The organism is Glycomyces tritici (assembly GCF_030403505.1).
On the sequence record NZ_JAUEMJ010000008.1, the window covers coordinates 193,031 to 208,219 of the forward strand.

The window sequence follows — 15,189 nt, forward strand, 5'->3', positions numbered from 1 at the left end:
GGCTCACACGGTCCCGATGCCACTGCGCGGCAACGAACCCGGGACCAGCGTCCGGGCATTGGGGACCTCCCTTGGGGGTGTCCGGGATCGCGCGCGAACGTAGAATCGTCCGGTGTCCACCCCCTTCGGCAAGCAGCTCCGAGACCTCCGGTCGCGCGCGGGGCTCTCACAGGACCGGCTGATGGAGCGGTCCGGCGTGTCCGTCCGCATGATCAGCAGGTACGAGAACACCGAGCACCTCCCGAAGCGCGACACCGCGGCACTGCTCGCCGAGGCACTGGAGCTGACGCCGGACGAGCAGGCGGACCTGCTGGCGGCCGCCGGGTATCGCACCGGCCGGGCCCCCGAAGCGGACGGCGCGCCGCCGCGAGCCGAACCGCTGTTCAAGGCCCGGCTCGTGGAGGCCGCCGACAAGCTCGCGGCCGCGGTCGGCGGCCACTGGAAACGCGAGGTGGAGCATCGCCAGGTCCTCGACCCGGATCCGCTGTCCATCCGGTGGCTGACCGACGCGGACCTGAGCGACCACTGGGAGAACGTGCTCGGACTGCAGACGCCCGGCGATCACACCCCGCCCGACCTGGACGGCGAGCTGGAGCAGATCGTGGAGGTCTACCGGCGCGTCCCCTCCGGACGGCTGGTGCTGCTCGGCAGGGCCGGGTCAGGCAAGACCGTGCTCGCCCTCCGGCTGGTGACCGGCCTGCTGGAGACCCGCCGCTCCGGCGAGCCCGTGCCGGTGGTCTTCAGCCTCGGCTCGTGGGACCCCGCGGTCGACCTGCGCGCCTGGCTCACCGCGCAGCTGCTGCGCGACCATCCCGGCCTCGGGCAGGTGCTGCCCGACGAGTCGACGCTGGCCGCCGCGCTCGTCGAGAACGACCTCATCCTGCCGGTCATGGACGGCTTCGACGAGATCGCCGGCGGCCTCGTCAGCGACCCTTTGGAGAAGCTCAACCGCACCGCCCGCATGCCGCTGGTCCTCACCAGCCGGGCTGCTGAATACCGTGCGGCCGTAGCCAAGTCGGACGTGCTGACGGCGGCGGCCTGCATCCGGCTCACCGACCTCACCGTCGACGACCTGGCCCGCTACCTGCCGCGCACGACCGTCCGCAAGTCCGGCGACGGCACCCCGCTCTGGCAGCCGCTCCTCGACGAACTCCGCAGCGAGCCGCGCACCGAGGCCGGCGAAACGCTCGCCGCCGTGTTCACCACCCCGCTCATGGTCGCCCTGGCCCGCACCATCTACAGCGACACGCCGACCCACGACCCGGCCGAGCTCCTGGACGAAACGGCGTTCCCCACCCCCGACGCCGTCGAAGCGCACCTCCTGGGGAACCTCGTCCCCACGGTCTACCGGGTGCGGACCGAGCAGCGGCGCTTCGAACCCGAGCGGGCGGAACGCTGGCTCGGCTACCTCGCCGACCACCTGAACCGGCTCGGCGAGCACGACCTCGCCTGGTGGCGGTTGGGCACCTCGATGCCGCGGCCGACGCGCGTCCTCGCCATGGCGCTGGCGCTCGGCCTGGTCTTCGCCTTCGCCGACGGGGTCCTGGCGGGCCTCCTGTTGGGTTTCGACCCGATGCAGTTCACCGGCGGCGTCGTCATCGACCTCGCCGCCGGAGCGGCGGTCGGGATCGCGCACGGCCTCCTGGCCAAGCACCGGGGCGCCGCGTTCGAACCGTCGGGCATCCAGATGCGGCTGCGCGGCGCGCGGTCCGGCCCGCGACGGAACTTCGCGCGCCGGTTCAGGATCGGATTCGCGGCCGGAGTCCTGCTCGGACTCGCCTACGGCGCCACACGCGAGATCATCCGCGGCCTCATCCTCGGCCTGGACCCGAACACCGTCTTCGAACTCGTCATCGTGAACTCGCTGCTGCTCGCCCTCGTCTTCGGGTTCAGTGCGGGCGTCACCTACATGTTCCTGTCGCTGTGGGAGCGCCCGCTCGACCTGGCCTCCGTGCAGAGCCCGGCCGGCCTCATCCGCTCCAGCCGCAGAACGGTCGTCGTGCAGGCGCTGCTGTTCGCCCCCGCGCTCGCGGCCGTCGTCCCCGGAACCGTCTGGGGGCTGGTCGAACTCCTCCAGCTGCTCCCGCCCCGGTTCGGCGAATGGCACTGGAGCCCTTGGGAGGGCATGATCCTGGGCCTGTACGCCGCCGGCTTCGGCGCCCTCGGTTACGTGCTGGGCCTGACGGCGTGGGGCCAGTGGGCCGTCTTCGGCCGCTTCTGGCTGCCGCTGACGGGTCGGCTGCCGTGGGCGGTGCCCGAATTCCTGGACGACGCGTACCGTCTCGGCATCCTGCGGCGGTCCGGCGTGGTCTACCAGTTCCGGCACGCGCGGCTCCAGGACCACCTCGCCGCATCGTACCGAACCGCAGGTCGGCGCTGATGTCCTGATTTTGTCGGGGTCGATGTCCTTCCGGTCCGACGCCGCCCCTTGAAGTATCGAAGGCGTCGATGCCGCCGACTTCCGTTCGGCGGCAGGAGGACAGCGGACACCCGGAGGCACGACCGCCCTGGTGCCCCGCTGTCATGAGCGAGGGGCAGACCATGACGAGAACGATCAGGCAATGGCTCCCGGTGATCGCGTTCGCGGTCGCCGCGGTGCTTCCCGCCGCGCCGGCGCAGGCGGCCGACCACGCCGCGACGCAGGCGCTGCTGAACCAGTACCAGGCGCAGGCGGGCCCCGGCGCGGGCCTCCACGCCGGCGAAGGCACCGAATCGTGGACGCTGACCAGCGGGTCCGCGACCATCTTCGCCAACCGGCCGATCACCGCCGGCGACCACTTCCGCATCGCCAGCCAGACCAAGACGTTCACCGCCGCAGTGGTACTGCAGCTGGTCGACGAGGGCCTGGTGGAGCTGGACGCGCCGATCGAACGGTACCTGCCGGGCGTGCTGACCGGCGACTACGACGGGAACGCGATCTCGGTGCGGCAGATCCTCCAGCACACCAGCGGGATCGCCCGAGACGCGCTGAACGCCGCGCCCGAGCCCGACGGGTCCTACACGCTCACCGAGCTCGTGCGGGCGGGCCTGGCGCAGCCACCGCAGTTCGCCCCCGGCAGCGGCTGGGGCTACTCCAACATCAACTACCACCTCGCGGGCATGCTCATCGAGGAGCTCACCGGCGTGAGCGCCGCCGAGGCGATCACGCAGCGCATCATCGAGCCCCTGGGCCTGACCGGGACCTCGTTCCCCGTGCCCGACGACGGGACGCTGCCGAGCCCGTACCTTCCCGGGTACACGGGCGGCCGGCTCGGGCCGTTCTTCTACTGGTACGACGTCACGTTCATCGAGGACATGTCCTTCAACGCCACCGCCGGCGCCATGACCTCCACGATGGAGGACCTGGTCGCCTTCTACGGGGCGCTCGCGGCCGGATCGGTCGTGTCCGCGGGCTCGCTCGCCGAGATGCGCACGGCCGTACCCTCCACCGTGTACGGCGCGGACTACGGGCTCGGCCTCATGAGCTGGGATCTCTCGTGCGGCGGCGAGGCGTGGGGCCACGCCGGGAACCTCACCACCGGCGCCTCGTCGATCACGATGGTCACCGACGACGGCCGCTTCGCCTCGCTCGTCACCAACGCGTTCCTCAAGGACCCGCCCGCCCCGACCCGCGTCGCAGTCCTCGACGCCGCGCTGTGCGAAGGGGAGGCGGCATGAGGCGCTTGACTCGGGCACTAGGCCTGGTCACCGCGGTCGCGGCCGCGGCGGCAGGCGGCCTCGCCGCCCCCGCAGCGCACGCGGCGACCGCGCTGCCGCAGTTCAACGACGAGCACGGGCTCACCGTCCTTCAGCAGCCGGAGTGGTCCGAAGGCAGCGACCGCACGTTCACGTTCACCGTGGCCACCGCGGAGGTCCCGGAGTACGCGGTGATGCCGGGCCAGGTCTCGGGCGAGCACGTCGTGATGGTGACGCTGCCGGAGGGCTACGACGAGAGCATCGAATACCCGGTGCACTACACGCTCCACGGCGGCGGCGACTACCCGAACAGCGCGCGGCTCAGGACGATCGTCGAGTCGTCCACTGCGGATGAACCGGTTATCACCGTGTCCCCCAACGGCAGCGGCCGCGGCTGGTACACGAACTGGCGGTACCCGGGCGGGCTCGGCCTGCAGAACTGGGAGGACTTCCACCTCGAGCAGCTCATCCCGTTCATCGACGCGAACCTCTCGACCATCGCCGGCAAGGAGGGACGGGCCGTCTCCGGCCACTCCATGGGCGGTTTCGGCGCCCTCGGATACGCCGAACGCCGCCCCGACCTGTTCAGTTACGTCGGGTCGTTCTCCGGCGGGCTCGACCTGCTGAACCAGGAGATGCGCGCCGCCGTGCTCGGCTCGACCCAGCTGGCGGCCTTCGGGACCCCGACGGTCGCTCCGGACGCGATCTTCGGCCCGCCGTTCTGGCCGCTCGACGGCGGCTGGAACCGACTGAGCCCGGCGCAGCACGTCGAATCCCTGCGCGGCATGGGGATCGCACTGTACGCGGGGAACGGCGGCGACCTCACCGTCGATCCGATCCAGGCGATCGTGGAGCACCGCGCCCGCCAGACGGCCGTGGTGACCTCGGACTACCTCGACGCCGCGGGCATCGCGCACGAGTTCCTCGACTACGGCGACGGCAGCTCGTGGGCACCCGGATGCACCGGCAAGCACTCGCAGCAAGCCTGCCTCCAGGCCGACATGGACCACTTCGTCTCGCTGATCATGGCCGGTCTCGAGCACCCCTGACCCACCACCGAGGCGGCGCGGCGACCCACATCGCCGCGCCGCATACGCTCCCCCGCTGCGGAAAGGAGGCGAGCGTGACGAACCCCCACAACGGCCCTGACCAGGGCGACGATTCGCCCGGTTCCCGCCTGTTCGGCAAGGTGGGCATGGCGATCGTGATCGAGGTGCTGGCCGGACTCGTGATCGGGTTCCTGGCCCTCGGCGGCGAGGACGAGCCGATCTACGAACCGCCCGCCCCACGTGAGTCGACATACGAACCGGTGCTTCCCGATGAGGAGCCGTCGCAGTCCCCCTTCCCGACAGGACCGGAAGCCGAGGAGACGACGACCGACGCCGTCGCCGTCCCCGAAGCGGGCGACTGCTTCACGAACGAGGGCACGACCGACGTCTTCGCGCTGGAGTCCTCGAGCTGCGACCCGGGCGCTTTCGAAGTGGCCGACGTCTACAGCGGAGGCGACACGGACGACTGCGACGGCGTCCCCCGATCGTTGTTCAGCCACGACCCCGGCGGCGGCGGCGCGATCCTCTGCCTCACCTACCTCCACCCTTGGGGCGAGGCCTACTACGCCGAGCCCGGCGAGTGCGTCACCCTCCTCGACGACGGCGCCTACGCGATCACCGACTGCGACCCGGGCGACTACCAGGTGCTGGAGCGGATCTGGGGCGAGGAGGGCTCGTACGACTGCTCCGAGTGGGAGTACTACAACGGCTCGGTCGACTTCCCCGGCTACATCGACGAACAGGACCTGCTGCTGTGCATGCGGATCGTGTACCCCGACGACATCGGCTTCGCCGGCGTCGACACCTGCATGTACGCCACCGGCGCCGACGACGACATGCATTTCGCATTCGCCGACTGCTCGCAGTCGAACGTCTACGTCACCGGCCGCACCTCCGACTACGAGGCCTACGACTTCTGCGACGGTTACGGCTGGTCCACCTGGCAGAGCACCGCCTTCCCCGACCACTCGTACACGGTCTGCTGGGCCTGGCTCTGACAACCCCGTTGCGGGCAGCTGCGTCCGGCTCGCGATCGTCACCGCCGCACCGCATGCGCCCCGGAGGTCAGACCGTCCTGGACCCCGTGGCGAGGACGTCGCCGTCCTCGAGGCGTGCGATGCCAGGGGCGGGCGAGGGCGGTGACAGGGCAGTCTCGCAGGGGCGGTTCGTTCCCTGCCGAGGTTGTCCCGGTGAGGGGTAGCGCCACAAACCGTCCAGTCGGTATGCTGTCGTGGACTGAGCGGACGTGACGACGAGGAGGTCGCCGTGCGAATCACCGGAGCCGTGCTGGAGCGCTGCGGCGCGCCCGCGCCCTACGCCGAGTCGCGGCCGATCACGGTGGGGCCGTTGGAACTCGAAGCGCCCGGACCCGGGGAGCTGCTGGTCCGCGTCGAGGCCGCAGGGTTGTGCCACTCCGACCTCTCCGTCGTGGACGGCAGCCGGGTGCGGCCGGTGCCGATGCTCCTGGGCCATGAGGCCGCCGGGATCGTCGAGGCGGCCGGGCCCGGCACCGCTACCGCGGTCGGGCGGCGGGTCGTGCTCACGTTCCTGCCGCGCTGCGGAAGCTGCGAAGCGTGCGGCACCGGCGGGCGGCTCCCCTGCTCGGTCGGCAGTGCCGCGAACGCCGCCGGCACCCTCGTCGGCGGCGCCGTCAGGATCGGCCGCGAGGGCGAGCGCGTCAGCCACCACCTCGGCGTGAGCGCCTTCGCCACCCACGCCGTGGTCAGCGAGAGTTCCGTGGTCGCGGTCGATGCCGATGTGCCGCCGGACATCGCCGCGCTTCTGGGCTGTGCGGTGCTCACGGGCGGCGGCGCGGTCGTCAACGCGGGCAGGCCGAACGCGGGCGAGACGGTGGTCGTCGTCGGCCTCGGCGGCGTCGGCATGGCGGCGCTGCTCGTGGCGCAGGCGTTGGGCCACCAGGTGGTCGGCGTCGACACCGTACCGGCGAAGCTCGACCTGGCCCGCTCGCTCGGCGCCGAAGCCTGCGCTCCCGACGAGGTCGGCGGTCTGCGGGCGCCCGTGGTCGTGGAGGCCGCCGGGTCGGCGCGGGCGTTCGAGACCGCGTTCGCGCTCACCGCGCCCGGCGGCACCACCGTCACTGTGGGCCTGCCGCATCCTGACGCGCGCGCTGAGGTCTCCCCGCTGCTCCTGACCGCCGAGGCCCGCACCGTCGTCGGCTCCTACCTCGGCTCGGCGGTGCCCGGCGACGACGTCCCCCGGTACGCCGACCTGTGGCGCGCCGGACGGCTCCCGCTCGACCGGCTCGTCTCCGACAGGATCGACCTGGACGGCCTCCCGGCCGCCCTGGACCGCCTCGCCTCGGGCGAGGCGCTGCGCCAGCTCATCGTGTTCTGACCTTCCTCCTACCGACCCTCCTATGAAAAAGGTGCTCAATGACCTCTAGGACCGCCATCGTCACCGGTGCCGCGCGCGGCATCGGGGCCGCCACCGCCCGTCGGCTCGCCGCCGACGGGCATGCCGTCGCCGTGCTCGACCTCGCCGAGGAGCAGGCGGTCGCGACCGCCGAAGCGATCAACGCGAAGGGCGGCAAGGCCGTCGGTGTGGGCGCGGACGTCGCCGACGAGGCCGCCGCCGCGGCCGCGGTCGAGCGCGTCGCCGCCGAGCTGGGCCCGCCGCAGATCCTCGTCAACAACGCCGGGATCCTCCGCGACAACCTGCTGTTCAAGATGAGCGCCGGGGACTGGGACGCGGTCCTCAACGTGCATCTGCGGGGCGCGTTCCTCATGAGCCGCGCCGTCCAGTCGTCCATGGTGGACGCCGGATGGGGCCGGATCGTCAACCTCTCCAGCACTTCCGCGCTCGGCAACCGCGGCCAGGCGAACTACGCCGCCGCGAAGGCCGGCATGCAGGGCCTCACCAAGACCCTCGCGATCGAACTGGGCCGCTTCGGGATCACGGCGAACGCCGTCGCGCCCGGGTTCATCGAGACCGAGATGACGAAGGCCACCGCCGACCGCATCGGCGTCCCGTTCGCGGACTTCCTCGCCCACGCCGCCAAGGAGGCCCCGGTCGGGCGCGTCGGGCAGCCCGAGGACGTGGCCGCCGCGGTCGCCTACTTCTGCTCCGAGGACGCCGGGTTCGTCTCGGGCCAGGTCCTGTACGTGGCGGGAGGACCCAAGGCATGAGCGGCCCGATCACCGCGGCTTCGCCCGCGGACCTCCAGAACGCACTGGGCGCCGAGGCGACCGGCGAGTGGTTCGCGGTCGAGCAGGACCGCATCGACGCGTTCGCCGACGCCACCGGCGACCACCAGTGGATCCACACCGATCCCGGGCGCGCCGCCGCCGGGCCCTTCGGCGGCCCGATCGCCCACGGGTACCTCACGCTCTCGCTCCTCCCCCGGCTCCTCCAGGGCCTGGTCGCGATCGGCGGGCTCGCGATGTCCGTCAACTACGGCCTCGACCGGCTCCGGTTCCTCCAGCCGGTCCCGGCCGGAGCCCGGGTCCGGGCGGTCGTGGCGCTCGCCTCCGCCGAGACCACCGGGCGCGGCGTGCGCGCCGGGTACGACGTGACCGTGGAGATCGAGGGCGCCGAGAAGCCCGCGCTCGTGGCCAGGACCATCACGCTCTACGTCCCCGAATAGGACGCCGAAGCGGCGCAGGCCTCGTGAGCCTGCGCCGCTTTCGCGTGGGAACGAGTCAGAGTCGTTCGAGCACCATCGCCATGCCCTGCCCGCCGCCGACGCACATGGCCTCCAGGCCGTAGCGCCCGCCGGTGTCCTCCAAGGCGTTCAGGAGCGTCGAGGTGATCCGCGCGCCGGTCATCCCGAACGGGTGCCCGACGGCGATCGCGCCGCCCTTGACGTTGAGCCGGTCCTCGTCGATGCCGAGGTCGCGCGCGGAGGGGATCACCTGGGCGGCGAACGCCTCGTTGATCTCGACCAGGTCGATGTCCTCGATCCCCATGCCCGCCAGCGCGAGTGCGCGCCGTGAGGCCTCGACGGGCCCGAGTCCCATGATCTCCGGGGAGATGCCGCCGACGCCGGTCGAGACGATGCGGGCGAGCGGCTGGAGGCCGAGTTCGGCGACGACGCGGTCGGAGACGATGACGAGTGCGGCGGCGCCGTCGTTGAGCGGGCAGGCGTTCCCGGCGGTCACGGTCCCGTCGGGGCGGAACACCGGGTCGAGGTCGGCGAGTGCGGCGATGGTGGTACCGGGGCGGGGGCCGTCGTCGGCGGTGACGACGGTGCCGTCGGCGAGGGTGACGGGGGTGATGTCCTTGGCCCAGAAGCCTTCGGCGGTGGCGCGGGTGGCGCGCTGCTGGCTGCGGGCGGCGTAGGCGTCCTGCTCTTCGCGGGTGATGCCGCGGAGGGCGGCGACGTTCTCGGCGGTCTGGCCCATGGCGATGTAGGGGTCGGGGAGGAGGCCCTCGTCGCGGGGGTCGGTCCAGTCGGCGGCGCCTCCGGCCCGCTTCAGAGTGCGGAGCATCGCATCGTTGAAGGCGGGGTTCTCGAGGTCGGTGCCGGGGATGGCGTCGGCGGAGCCGATGTCCATGCCGGAGACGGATTCGACGCCGGCGGAGACGAAGACGTCGCCTTCGCCGGCCTTGATGGCGTGGAAGGCCATGCGGGTGGTCTGGAGGCTGGAGGAGCAGTAGCGGGTGACGGTGGCGCCGGGGACGGTGTCCCAGCCGAGCATGACGGCGACGATGCGCGCCATGTTCATGCCCTGGCGTCCGCCGGGCAGGCCGCAGCCGAGGAGGAGGTCGTCGATGCGGGCCGGGTCGAGCCCGGGGACCTTGTCGACGGCGGCGCGGACCATCTGCGCGGCGAGGTCGTCGGCGCGGGTGTCCTTGAGGGAGCCTTTGTGGGCGCGCCCGATGGGCGAGCGGGCGGTGGCGGCGATGTAGGCCTCGGTCATGTCGGTTCCTTTCAGACGAATGCCTGGTGTCCGGTGATCGCCCGGCCGACGATCAGGGTGTTCATGTCGTAGGTGCCTTCGTAGGAGTAGACGGCCTCGGCGTCGGCGAAGAAGCGGGCGACGCCGTGGTCGAGTTGGATGCCGTTGCCGCCGAGGACTTCGCGGCAGCGGGCGACGGTGTCGCGCATGCGGGCGGTGCAGAAGGCCTTGGCCATGGCGGCGTGCTCGTCGCGGCGGGTGCCGGCGTCGTCCATCTGGGAGACGCGGACGCAGACGGCGAGGCCGGCGGTGACGTCGGCGAGGGATTCGGCGAGTTTCTGCTGGACGAGCTGGTAAGAGGCGATGGGGCGGCCGAACTGCTCGCGTTCCTTGGCGTAGCGGACGGCGGCCTCGTAGGCGCCGACGGCGATGCCCATGGCCTCCCAGGCGACGCCGATGCGGGTGGGGCCGAGGACGCCGGCGAGGTCTTTGAAGGAGTCGATGCGCTGCAGGCGGTCGGTCTCGGGGACTTCGACGCCTTCGAGGGTGATGTCGGCGTTCTGGACGCCGCGCAGGGACTGCTTGCGTTCGATCTTCGCAGGCGTGAAGCCCGGGGCGTCCTTGCGGACGATGAAGCCTTTGACCTGGCCGTCGTCGATGTCCTTGGCCCAGATGAGGGTGATGTCGGCGAAGGTGGCGTTGCCGATCCAGCGTTTGGCGCCGTCGAGGATCCAGGTGTCGCCGCGGCGGGTGGCGGTGGTGCGCAGGCCGCGGGCGGTGTCGGAGCCCGCGAGGGGTTCGGTGAGGCCGAAGGCGCCGATGACCTCGCCGCGGCCCATGGCGGGGAGCCATTGGGCGCGCTGGGCGTCGGAGCCGCCGACGCCGATGGCGCCCATGGCGAGTCCGGAGGTGACGCCGACGAAGGTGGCGAAGGAGGCGTCGACGCGGGCGATCTCGACGGCGGCCCAGCCGCGGAAGAGGGCGCTGTTCTCGAAGGTGCGGGATTCGGGCCACATGGTGCCGATGACGCCGGTGGCGGCGATGCCGGGGATGAGGTGGTGGGGGAATTCGGCTCGTTCCCAGTAGTCGTCGGCGATGGGGCGGACTTCGCGTTCCATGAAGTCGCGGATGCGCAGGGCCGCTTCCTGCTCGACGGGGGTGAGGAGGTCTTGGAAGTGGTAGAAGTCGGCGTCGAGGCCGGTGGGCGCGGTGGTCATGGTGTCTCCTGTGGGTTCCGGACCGAGCCGTCGAAACCGACCGGTCGGTATGTTACTAGTATAGGTGCGAGACGTCCACTTTGAGGAGCGACCGTGACCAACCGCCATCTGTTCCCGCTGCGCTGGAACGACAACGACCAGTACGGCCACATGAACAACACCGTGTACTACGAGGCGATGGACTCGGCGGTGAACTCCTGGATGGTGCACCGCGCCGCCCTGGACCCGGCCGGGGACGTGATCGGGCTGGCCCGGGCCTCGTCGTGCGAGTTCCTGGCGCCCGCCTCCTTCCCCGAGGTCCTGGAGGTGGACATCGCGGTGGCCCGCCTCGGGACCACCTCGATCACGTGGGACCTGGCGATCCTGCGCGAGGGCGCCCCCGACCGGGACGCCCCGATCGCGCTGGGGCGGTTCACGCACGTGTTCGTGGACCGCGCCGGGCGGCGCCCGGTGCCGGTGCCCCCGCCGATCCGCGCCGCCGTCGAAGCGGAGCTGCGGATCGGCGAGGCGGCCGGTTAGGATCCGTACTCCTCGACGAGCGCGCGCTTGAGGACCTTCCCGCTCGCCCCGAGCGGGAGCTCCTCGACCACGTGCACGACCCGGGGGTACTTGTACGCCGCGACCTTCTCCTTCATGTACGCCACGACCTCCGCCGCGTCGACGGCGGCGCCGTGGGCGGGGACGACCGCGGCGTGCACCTCCTGGCCGTGCGTCTCGTGCGGCACGCCGAAGACGGCCGCGATCGAGACGTGCGGGTGGCGGGCGAGGACGGCCTCCACCTCCGTGGGGTACACGTTGTAGCCGTTGCGGATGATCATGTCCTTCTTCCGGTCCACAATGGTGACGATGTGCTCGGCGCTGACGGTGCCGAGGTCGCCGGTGCGGAACCAGCCGTCCACGATGGTCTGCGCGGTGGCGTCGGCGCGCCCGAGGTAGCCCTTCATGAGGTTGTGGCCCCGCACGACGATCTCGCCGAGCTCCCCGGGGCCGAGGAGGTCGATCCGGTCCTCCGTGTCGGGATCGGCGACCGCGACGTCCACGCCCCAGATCGGGGTGCCCACGGTGCCGGGCCGGATCGGCTCGTCCACCTTGTTGAACGTGCACGACGGCGCGGTCTCGGTGAGGCCGTAGCCTTCGTGGACCTGCGCGCCGAAGGCCCGCTCGAACGCCTCCAGGAGCGCCACCGGCAGCGCCGCGCCGCCGGAGACGGCGTACCGCAGCGGCGGCCGGTGCGCCGAGCGCCCGGCGGCCTCGACCATCCCGGCGAAGTTCGTCGGCACCGCGGTGAACACCGTCGCCCCGTACCGGTTGAGCAGCGCCAGCGCCTCGTCCGGGTCGAACTTCGGGAGCAGGATGATCGCGGCCCCGCGGCGGAACGCGATGTTGAGCACGGCCATCTGCCCGAAGGAGTGGAAGAACGGCAGGCCGCCGTAGACCACGTCGTCGGCGCGCAGGGGGAACGAGTCGATGAGCGAGACGTGGACCTGCTCGATCATCGCCAGGTGCGAGCCGACCGCGCCCTTCGGCGTGCCGGTGGTGCCGGAGGTGTACAGGATCGTTGCGGCGTCGAGCGGGTTGACCGAGGCGTACCGCTGGATCGGTTCGGCTTGCGCCGCTTCGGCTTCGAGTCGCGGCAGCGGGTGGCCGCCGACCTCGAGGCCTTCGGGGGCGAGCACGGAGACGAGGGGGACACCGGCGCGGGCGGCGGCCGGGGCGGCCTCGGCCAGGAGCGGCGCGGCGGCGACGAGGAGGTCGGCCTCGGCGTCCTCGAGCACGAACGCGATCTCCTCGGCCTTGAACAGGAGGTGGATCGGGACGATCACGGCGCCGAGCGCGAGCGCGGCGTAGTAGACGCGCGGGAAGTCGGGGACGTTGGGCACGAGCATGGCGACGCGGGAGCCGCGCCCGATGCCGCGGGCGGCGAGCGCCCCGGCGTAGGCGCGGGTCTGGTCCCACAGTTCGCCGTAGTGCACGGTGTGCCCCATGAAGTGCAGGGCGGGGGCGTCGGGCCGGCGGCGGGCGCTCTCGGCGAGGATGGCCGCGATCGAGAGGGTCCCGTGTCCGGGGCCGTCGACGGCGGGGTCGTTGCGGTGCGTCATCGCGCCACTCCTTCCAATGGTTTGAGCGCCAGTTCGGTCTTCCCGAGCGCGGCCGCGTGGACCTCGTCGGGGCCGTCGGCGAGGCGCAGGGACCGCGCGGCGGCGAACATCTCGGCGAGCGGGTGGTCGCCGGTGAGCCCGGCGGCCCCGAACAGCTGGATCGCATGGTCGAGGGTGCGCTGCACCGCACGGGGGACGGCGACCTTGATCGCCTGGATCTCCTTCATGGCGGCGCGGTTTCCGGCGGTGTCCATGAGCCAGGCGGTCTTGAGGACCAGGAGCCGCAGTGCCTCGATCTCGACGCGGGCGTCCGCGGCCCATTCGCGCACGACCCCCTGCCGGACGAGGGGGCCGCCGAAGGCCACGCGGTCGTTCGCCCTGCCGCGCATCAGGTCGAGGGCGCGTTCGGCCATGCCGAGCGCCCGCATGCAGTGGTGGATGCGGCCCGGTCCCAGGCGGGCCTGGGCGATGGCGAAGCCGTCGCCCTCGCCGCCGAGGAGGTTCGCGGCGGGCACGCGCGCGTCCTCGAACAGGATCTCGGCGTGGCCGCCGTGGTCGCGGTCGTCGTAGCCGAAGACCGTGAGCGGCCGGACGATGTGGACGCCGGGGGTGTCGCGCGGGACCAGGAGCATGGACTGCTGCCGGTGGCGCGGCCCGTTCGGGTCGGTCTTGCCCATGACGATGAGGAGCTTGCAGTCGGGGTTCATCGCGCCGGTGGCGAACCACTTGCGGCCGTTGATCACCCACTCGTCCGCGCCTCCCGCACCCCTGTCCTTGTGGATGCGGGTGCCGATCTGGGAGGCGTCGGAGGACGCGGTGCCGGGCTCGGTCATGCAGAACGCGGAGCGGATGCGGGCGTCCAGGAGCGGTTCGAGCCAGGCCTCCCGCTGCTCGGCGGTGCCGAAGTGCGCGAGGAGCTCCATGTTGCCGGTGTCGGGGGCGGCGCAGTTCATGGCGGCCGGAGCGAGCCGGGGGCTGCGGCCGGTGAGCTCGGCGACCGGCGCGTACCGCAGGTTCGAGAGGCCGCCGCCGTAGCCGTGCGGGCCGGGCGGCAGGAACAGGTTCCACAGGCCGCGCTCCTGCGCGGTCTCCTGGAGGGCGCGCACGACGGGCCGCACGGTCCAGTCCCCCGGGCCGTCCTCGATCTGCTCGGCGAGCACGGGTTCGGCGGGGAGCACGTGCTCGTCCAGGAACGCGCGCGCCTCGTCAGTGAAGGCGACGGTCATCTCGTCCGGTCGGAAATCCACAGGCCCTCCTCGGCCAGCGGCGCGACGATTGCGCCGATCGCATCGAATCCCTCGCCGACGGTCTGCCCCTTGGTGTACCGGTAGTGGACGCCTTCGAGGATGACGGCGAGCTTGTAGCAGGCGAAGGCCCGGTACCAGCGCAGGTCCGGGACGGGCGTCCCGGCGCGGGCGGCGTACGCGTCCGCGACTTCGTCGAACGCGGGGTATCCGGCCCCGGCGACGATCGGGCCGGCGGCCCGCTCCCCGCCGGGCAGTTCCCTGATGTGCCAGTACATGCCGAGCATGCCGAGGTCCACGAGCGGGTCGCCGAGGGTGGCCATCTCCCAGTCGAGGACCGCCGCGACGCGCGGCGCGTCCGGCGCCCCGGCCACGAGCATGTTGTCGAGCCGGTAGTCGCCGTGGACGATCCCCGACCGGCCCGAGTCCGGAACGGCCGCCGCGAGCCGCTCGCCGAGCGCGTCGAGCGCGGGCGCCTCGCGGGAGCGGGACGCGTCGAGCTGCCGCCGCCACGTGCGCATCTGCCGGTCGAGGTACCCGTCCGGCCTGCCGAAGCCGCCGAGCCCGAGCGGTTCGGGCTCGGCGGCGTGCAGGTCGGCGAGGATCTCGGCGACCTCGATGCCGAGGCGGTGCAGCCCTTCGGGAGTCCAGTCGGCGTTGCACCGCGGATGGTTCAGGACGGCGCCGTCGACGAACTCCATGACGAAGAAGACCGTGCCGGTGACCTCGCCGGCCCCGGTGTCGTCGACGACGTCCACTGTGGCCGGCACTGGGATGGTGCCGCGCAGCGCCGAGATCACCCGGTGCTCGCGCCGCATGTCGTGCGCGGTCGGCAGGGCGTGGCCCAGCGGGGGCCGGCGCACCACCAGCGGCGTCTTCGCGCCGTCGACCCGGTACGTCAGGTTCGAGCGGCCGCCGTCGATGAGCGCGGCCCGCAGCGGGCCGTCCCCGGCCAGCCCGGGGTGCTCTCGGGCCAGCCAGCGGGCCAGCCCCGCAGTGTCCAGCCCCGGCACGTCCACGTCGGTCATCGGTCTCCTTCGCCTCGT

13 protein-coding genes are annotated in these 15,189 nt (G+C 72.2%); 8 read left to right on the forward strand and 5 right to left on the reverse strand.

The window, feature by feature from the left end; genetic code table 11:
• Positions 1 to 112: 112 nt before the first annotated feature.
• The 7 genes from QWI33_RS22655 to QWI33_RS22685 all read left to right on the forward strand — a co-directional run bounded on the left by QWI33_RS22655 (position 113) and on the right by QWI33_RS22685 (position 8,328).
• Entirely contained in the window at positions 113 to 2,380 is a 2,268-nt protein-coding gene (locus tag QWI33_RS22655) for a helix-turn-helix domain-containing protein (protein WP_289959196.1), read from the forward strand.
• 161 nt (positions 2,381 to 2,541) lie between these two features.
• A complete protein-coding gene (locus QWI33_RS22660; RefSeq protein ID WP_289959197.1) occupies positions 2,542 to 3,657 on the forward strand; it encodes a serine hydrolase domain-containing protein in 1,116 nt (371 codons plus the stop codon).
• Positions 3,654 to 4,724 (forward strand): alpha/beta hydrolase, encoded by a 1,071-nt coding sequence (locus tag QWI33_RS22665; RefSeq protein WP_289959198.1) that lies wholly within the window; start codon positions 3,654 to 3,656, stop codon positions 4,722 to 4,724. Before QWI33_RS22660 ends, QWI33_RS22665 begins: the two co-directional genes overlap by 4 nt.
• Positions 4,725 to 4,798: 74 nt before the next feature.
• Positions 4,799 to 5,722: an LppU/SCO3897 family protein gene (locus QWI33_RS22670; protein WP_289959199.1), complete on the forward strand. Its 924-nt coding sequence runs from the start codon at positions 4,799 to 4,801 to the stop codon at positions 5,720 to 5,722.
• Between the two features lie 268 nt (positions 5,723 to 5,990).
• Positions 5,991 to 7,079: an alcohol dehydrogenase catalytic domain-containing protein gene (locus tag QWI33_RS22675; RefSeq protein WP_289959200.1), complete on the forward strand. Its 1,089-nt coding sequence runs from the start codon at positions 5,991 to 5,993 to the stop codon at positions 7,077 to 7,079.
• A 38-nt stretch (positions 7,080 to 7,117) separates the two neighbouring features.
• Positions 7,118 to 7,870: a 3-oxoacyl-ACP reductase FabG gene (gene fabG / locus QWI33_RS22680; RefSeq protein ID WP_289959201.1), complete on the forward strand. Its 753-nt coding sequence runs from the start codon at positions 7,118 to 7,120 to the stop codon at positions 7,868 to 7,870.
• The gene (locus tag QWI33_RS22685; protein WP_289959202.1) at positions 7,867 to 8,328 is read left to right on the forward strand and encodes a MaoC family dehydratase; all 462 of its coding nucleotides are present in this window, start codon (positions 7,867 to 7,869) and stop codon (positions 8,326 to 8,328) included. The genes fabG and QWI33_RS22685 overlap by 4 nt, the downstream gene beginning before the upstream one ends.
• Before the next feature lie 55 nt (positions 8,329 to 8,383).
• Here QWI33_RS22685 and QWI33_RS22690 read toward each other — a convergent pair whose 3' ends face one another.
• Together QWI33_RS22690 and QWI33_RS22695 are read right to left on the reverse strand one after the other, a co-directional pair.
• Positions 8,384 to 9,604, reverse strand: a complete 1,221-nt coding sequence (locus QWI33_RS22690; RefSeq protein ID WP_289959203.1) for an acetyl-CoA C-acetyltransferase — start codon at positions 9,602 to 9,604, stop codon at positions 8,384 to 8,386.
• 11 nt (positions 9,605 to 9,615) lie between these two features.
• On the reverse strand, positions 9,616 to 10,800 hold the full coding sequence (locus tag QWI33_RS22695; protein ID WP_289959204.1) for an acyl-CoA dehydrogenase family protein: 1,185 nt from the start codon (positions 10,798 to 10,800) through the stop codon (positions 9,616 to 9,618).
• A gap of 93 nt (positions 10,801 to 10,893) precedes the next feature.
• On the opposite strand from QWI33_RS22695, the gene QWI33_RS22700 reads away from it, so the two are divergent.
• Positions 10,894 to 11,319, forward strand: a complete 426-nt coding sequence (locus tag QWI33_RS22700) for an acyl-CoA thioesterase (protein ID WP_289959205.1) — start codon at positions 10,894 to 10,896, stop codon at positions 11,317 to 11,319.
• On the opposite strand, the gene QWI33_RS22705 is transcribed toward QWI33_RS22700, so the two are convergent.
• From QWI33_RS22705 to QWI33_RS22715, 3 genes are read right to left on the reverse strand one after another with little or no spacing between them, the layout of a single operon-like run.
• Entirely contained in the window at positions 11,316 to 12,899 is a 1,584-nt protein-coding gene (locus tag QWI33_RS22705) for an AMP-binding protein (protein ID WP_289959206.1), read from the reverse strand. The two genes, QWI33_RS22700 and QWI33_RS22705, sit on opposite strands and share 4 nt — an antisense overlap.
• Positions 12,896 to 14,146 carry an acyl-CoA dehydrogenase family protein gene (locus QWI33_RS22710; protein WP_289959207.1) on the reverse strand — a complete coding sequence of 417 codons (1,251 nt, stop codon included), beginning with the start codon at positions 14,144 to 14,146 and terminating at the stop codon, positions 12,896 to 12,898. Before QWI33_RS22710 ends, QWI33_RS22705 begins: the two co-directional genes overlap by 4 nt.
• Positions 14,122 to 15,171, reverse strand: a complete 1,050-nt coding sequence (locus QWI33_RS22715) for a phosphotransferase family protein (RefSeq protein ID WP_289959208.1) — start codon at positions 15,169 to 15,171, stop codon at positions 14,122 to 14,124. Before QWI33_RS22715 ends, QWI33_RS22710 begins: the two co-directional genes overlap by 25 nt.
• Between the last annotated feature and the right edge of the window lie 18 nt (positions 15,172 to 15,189).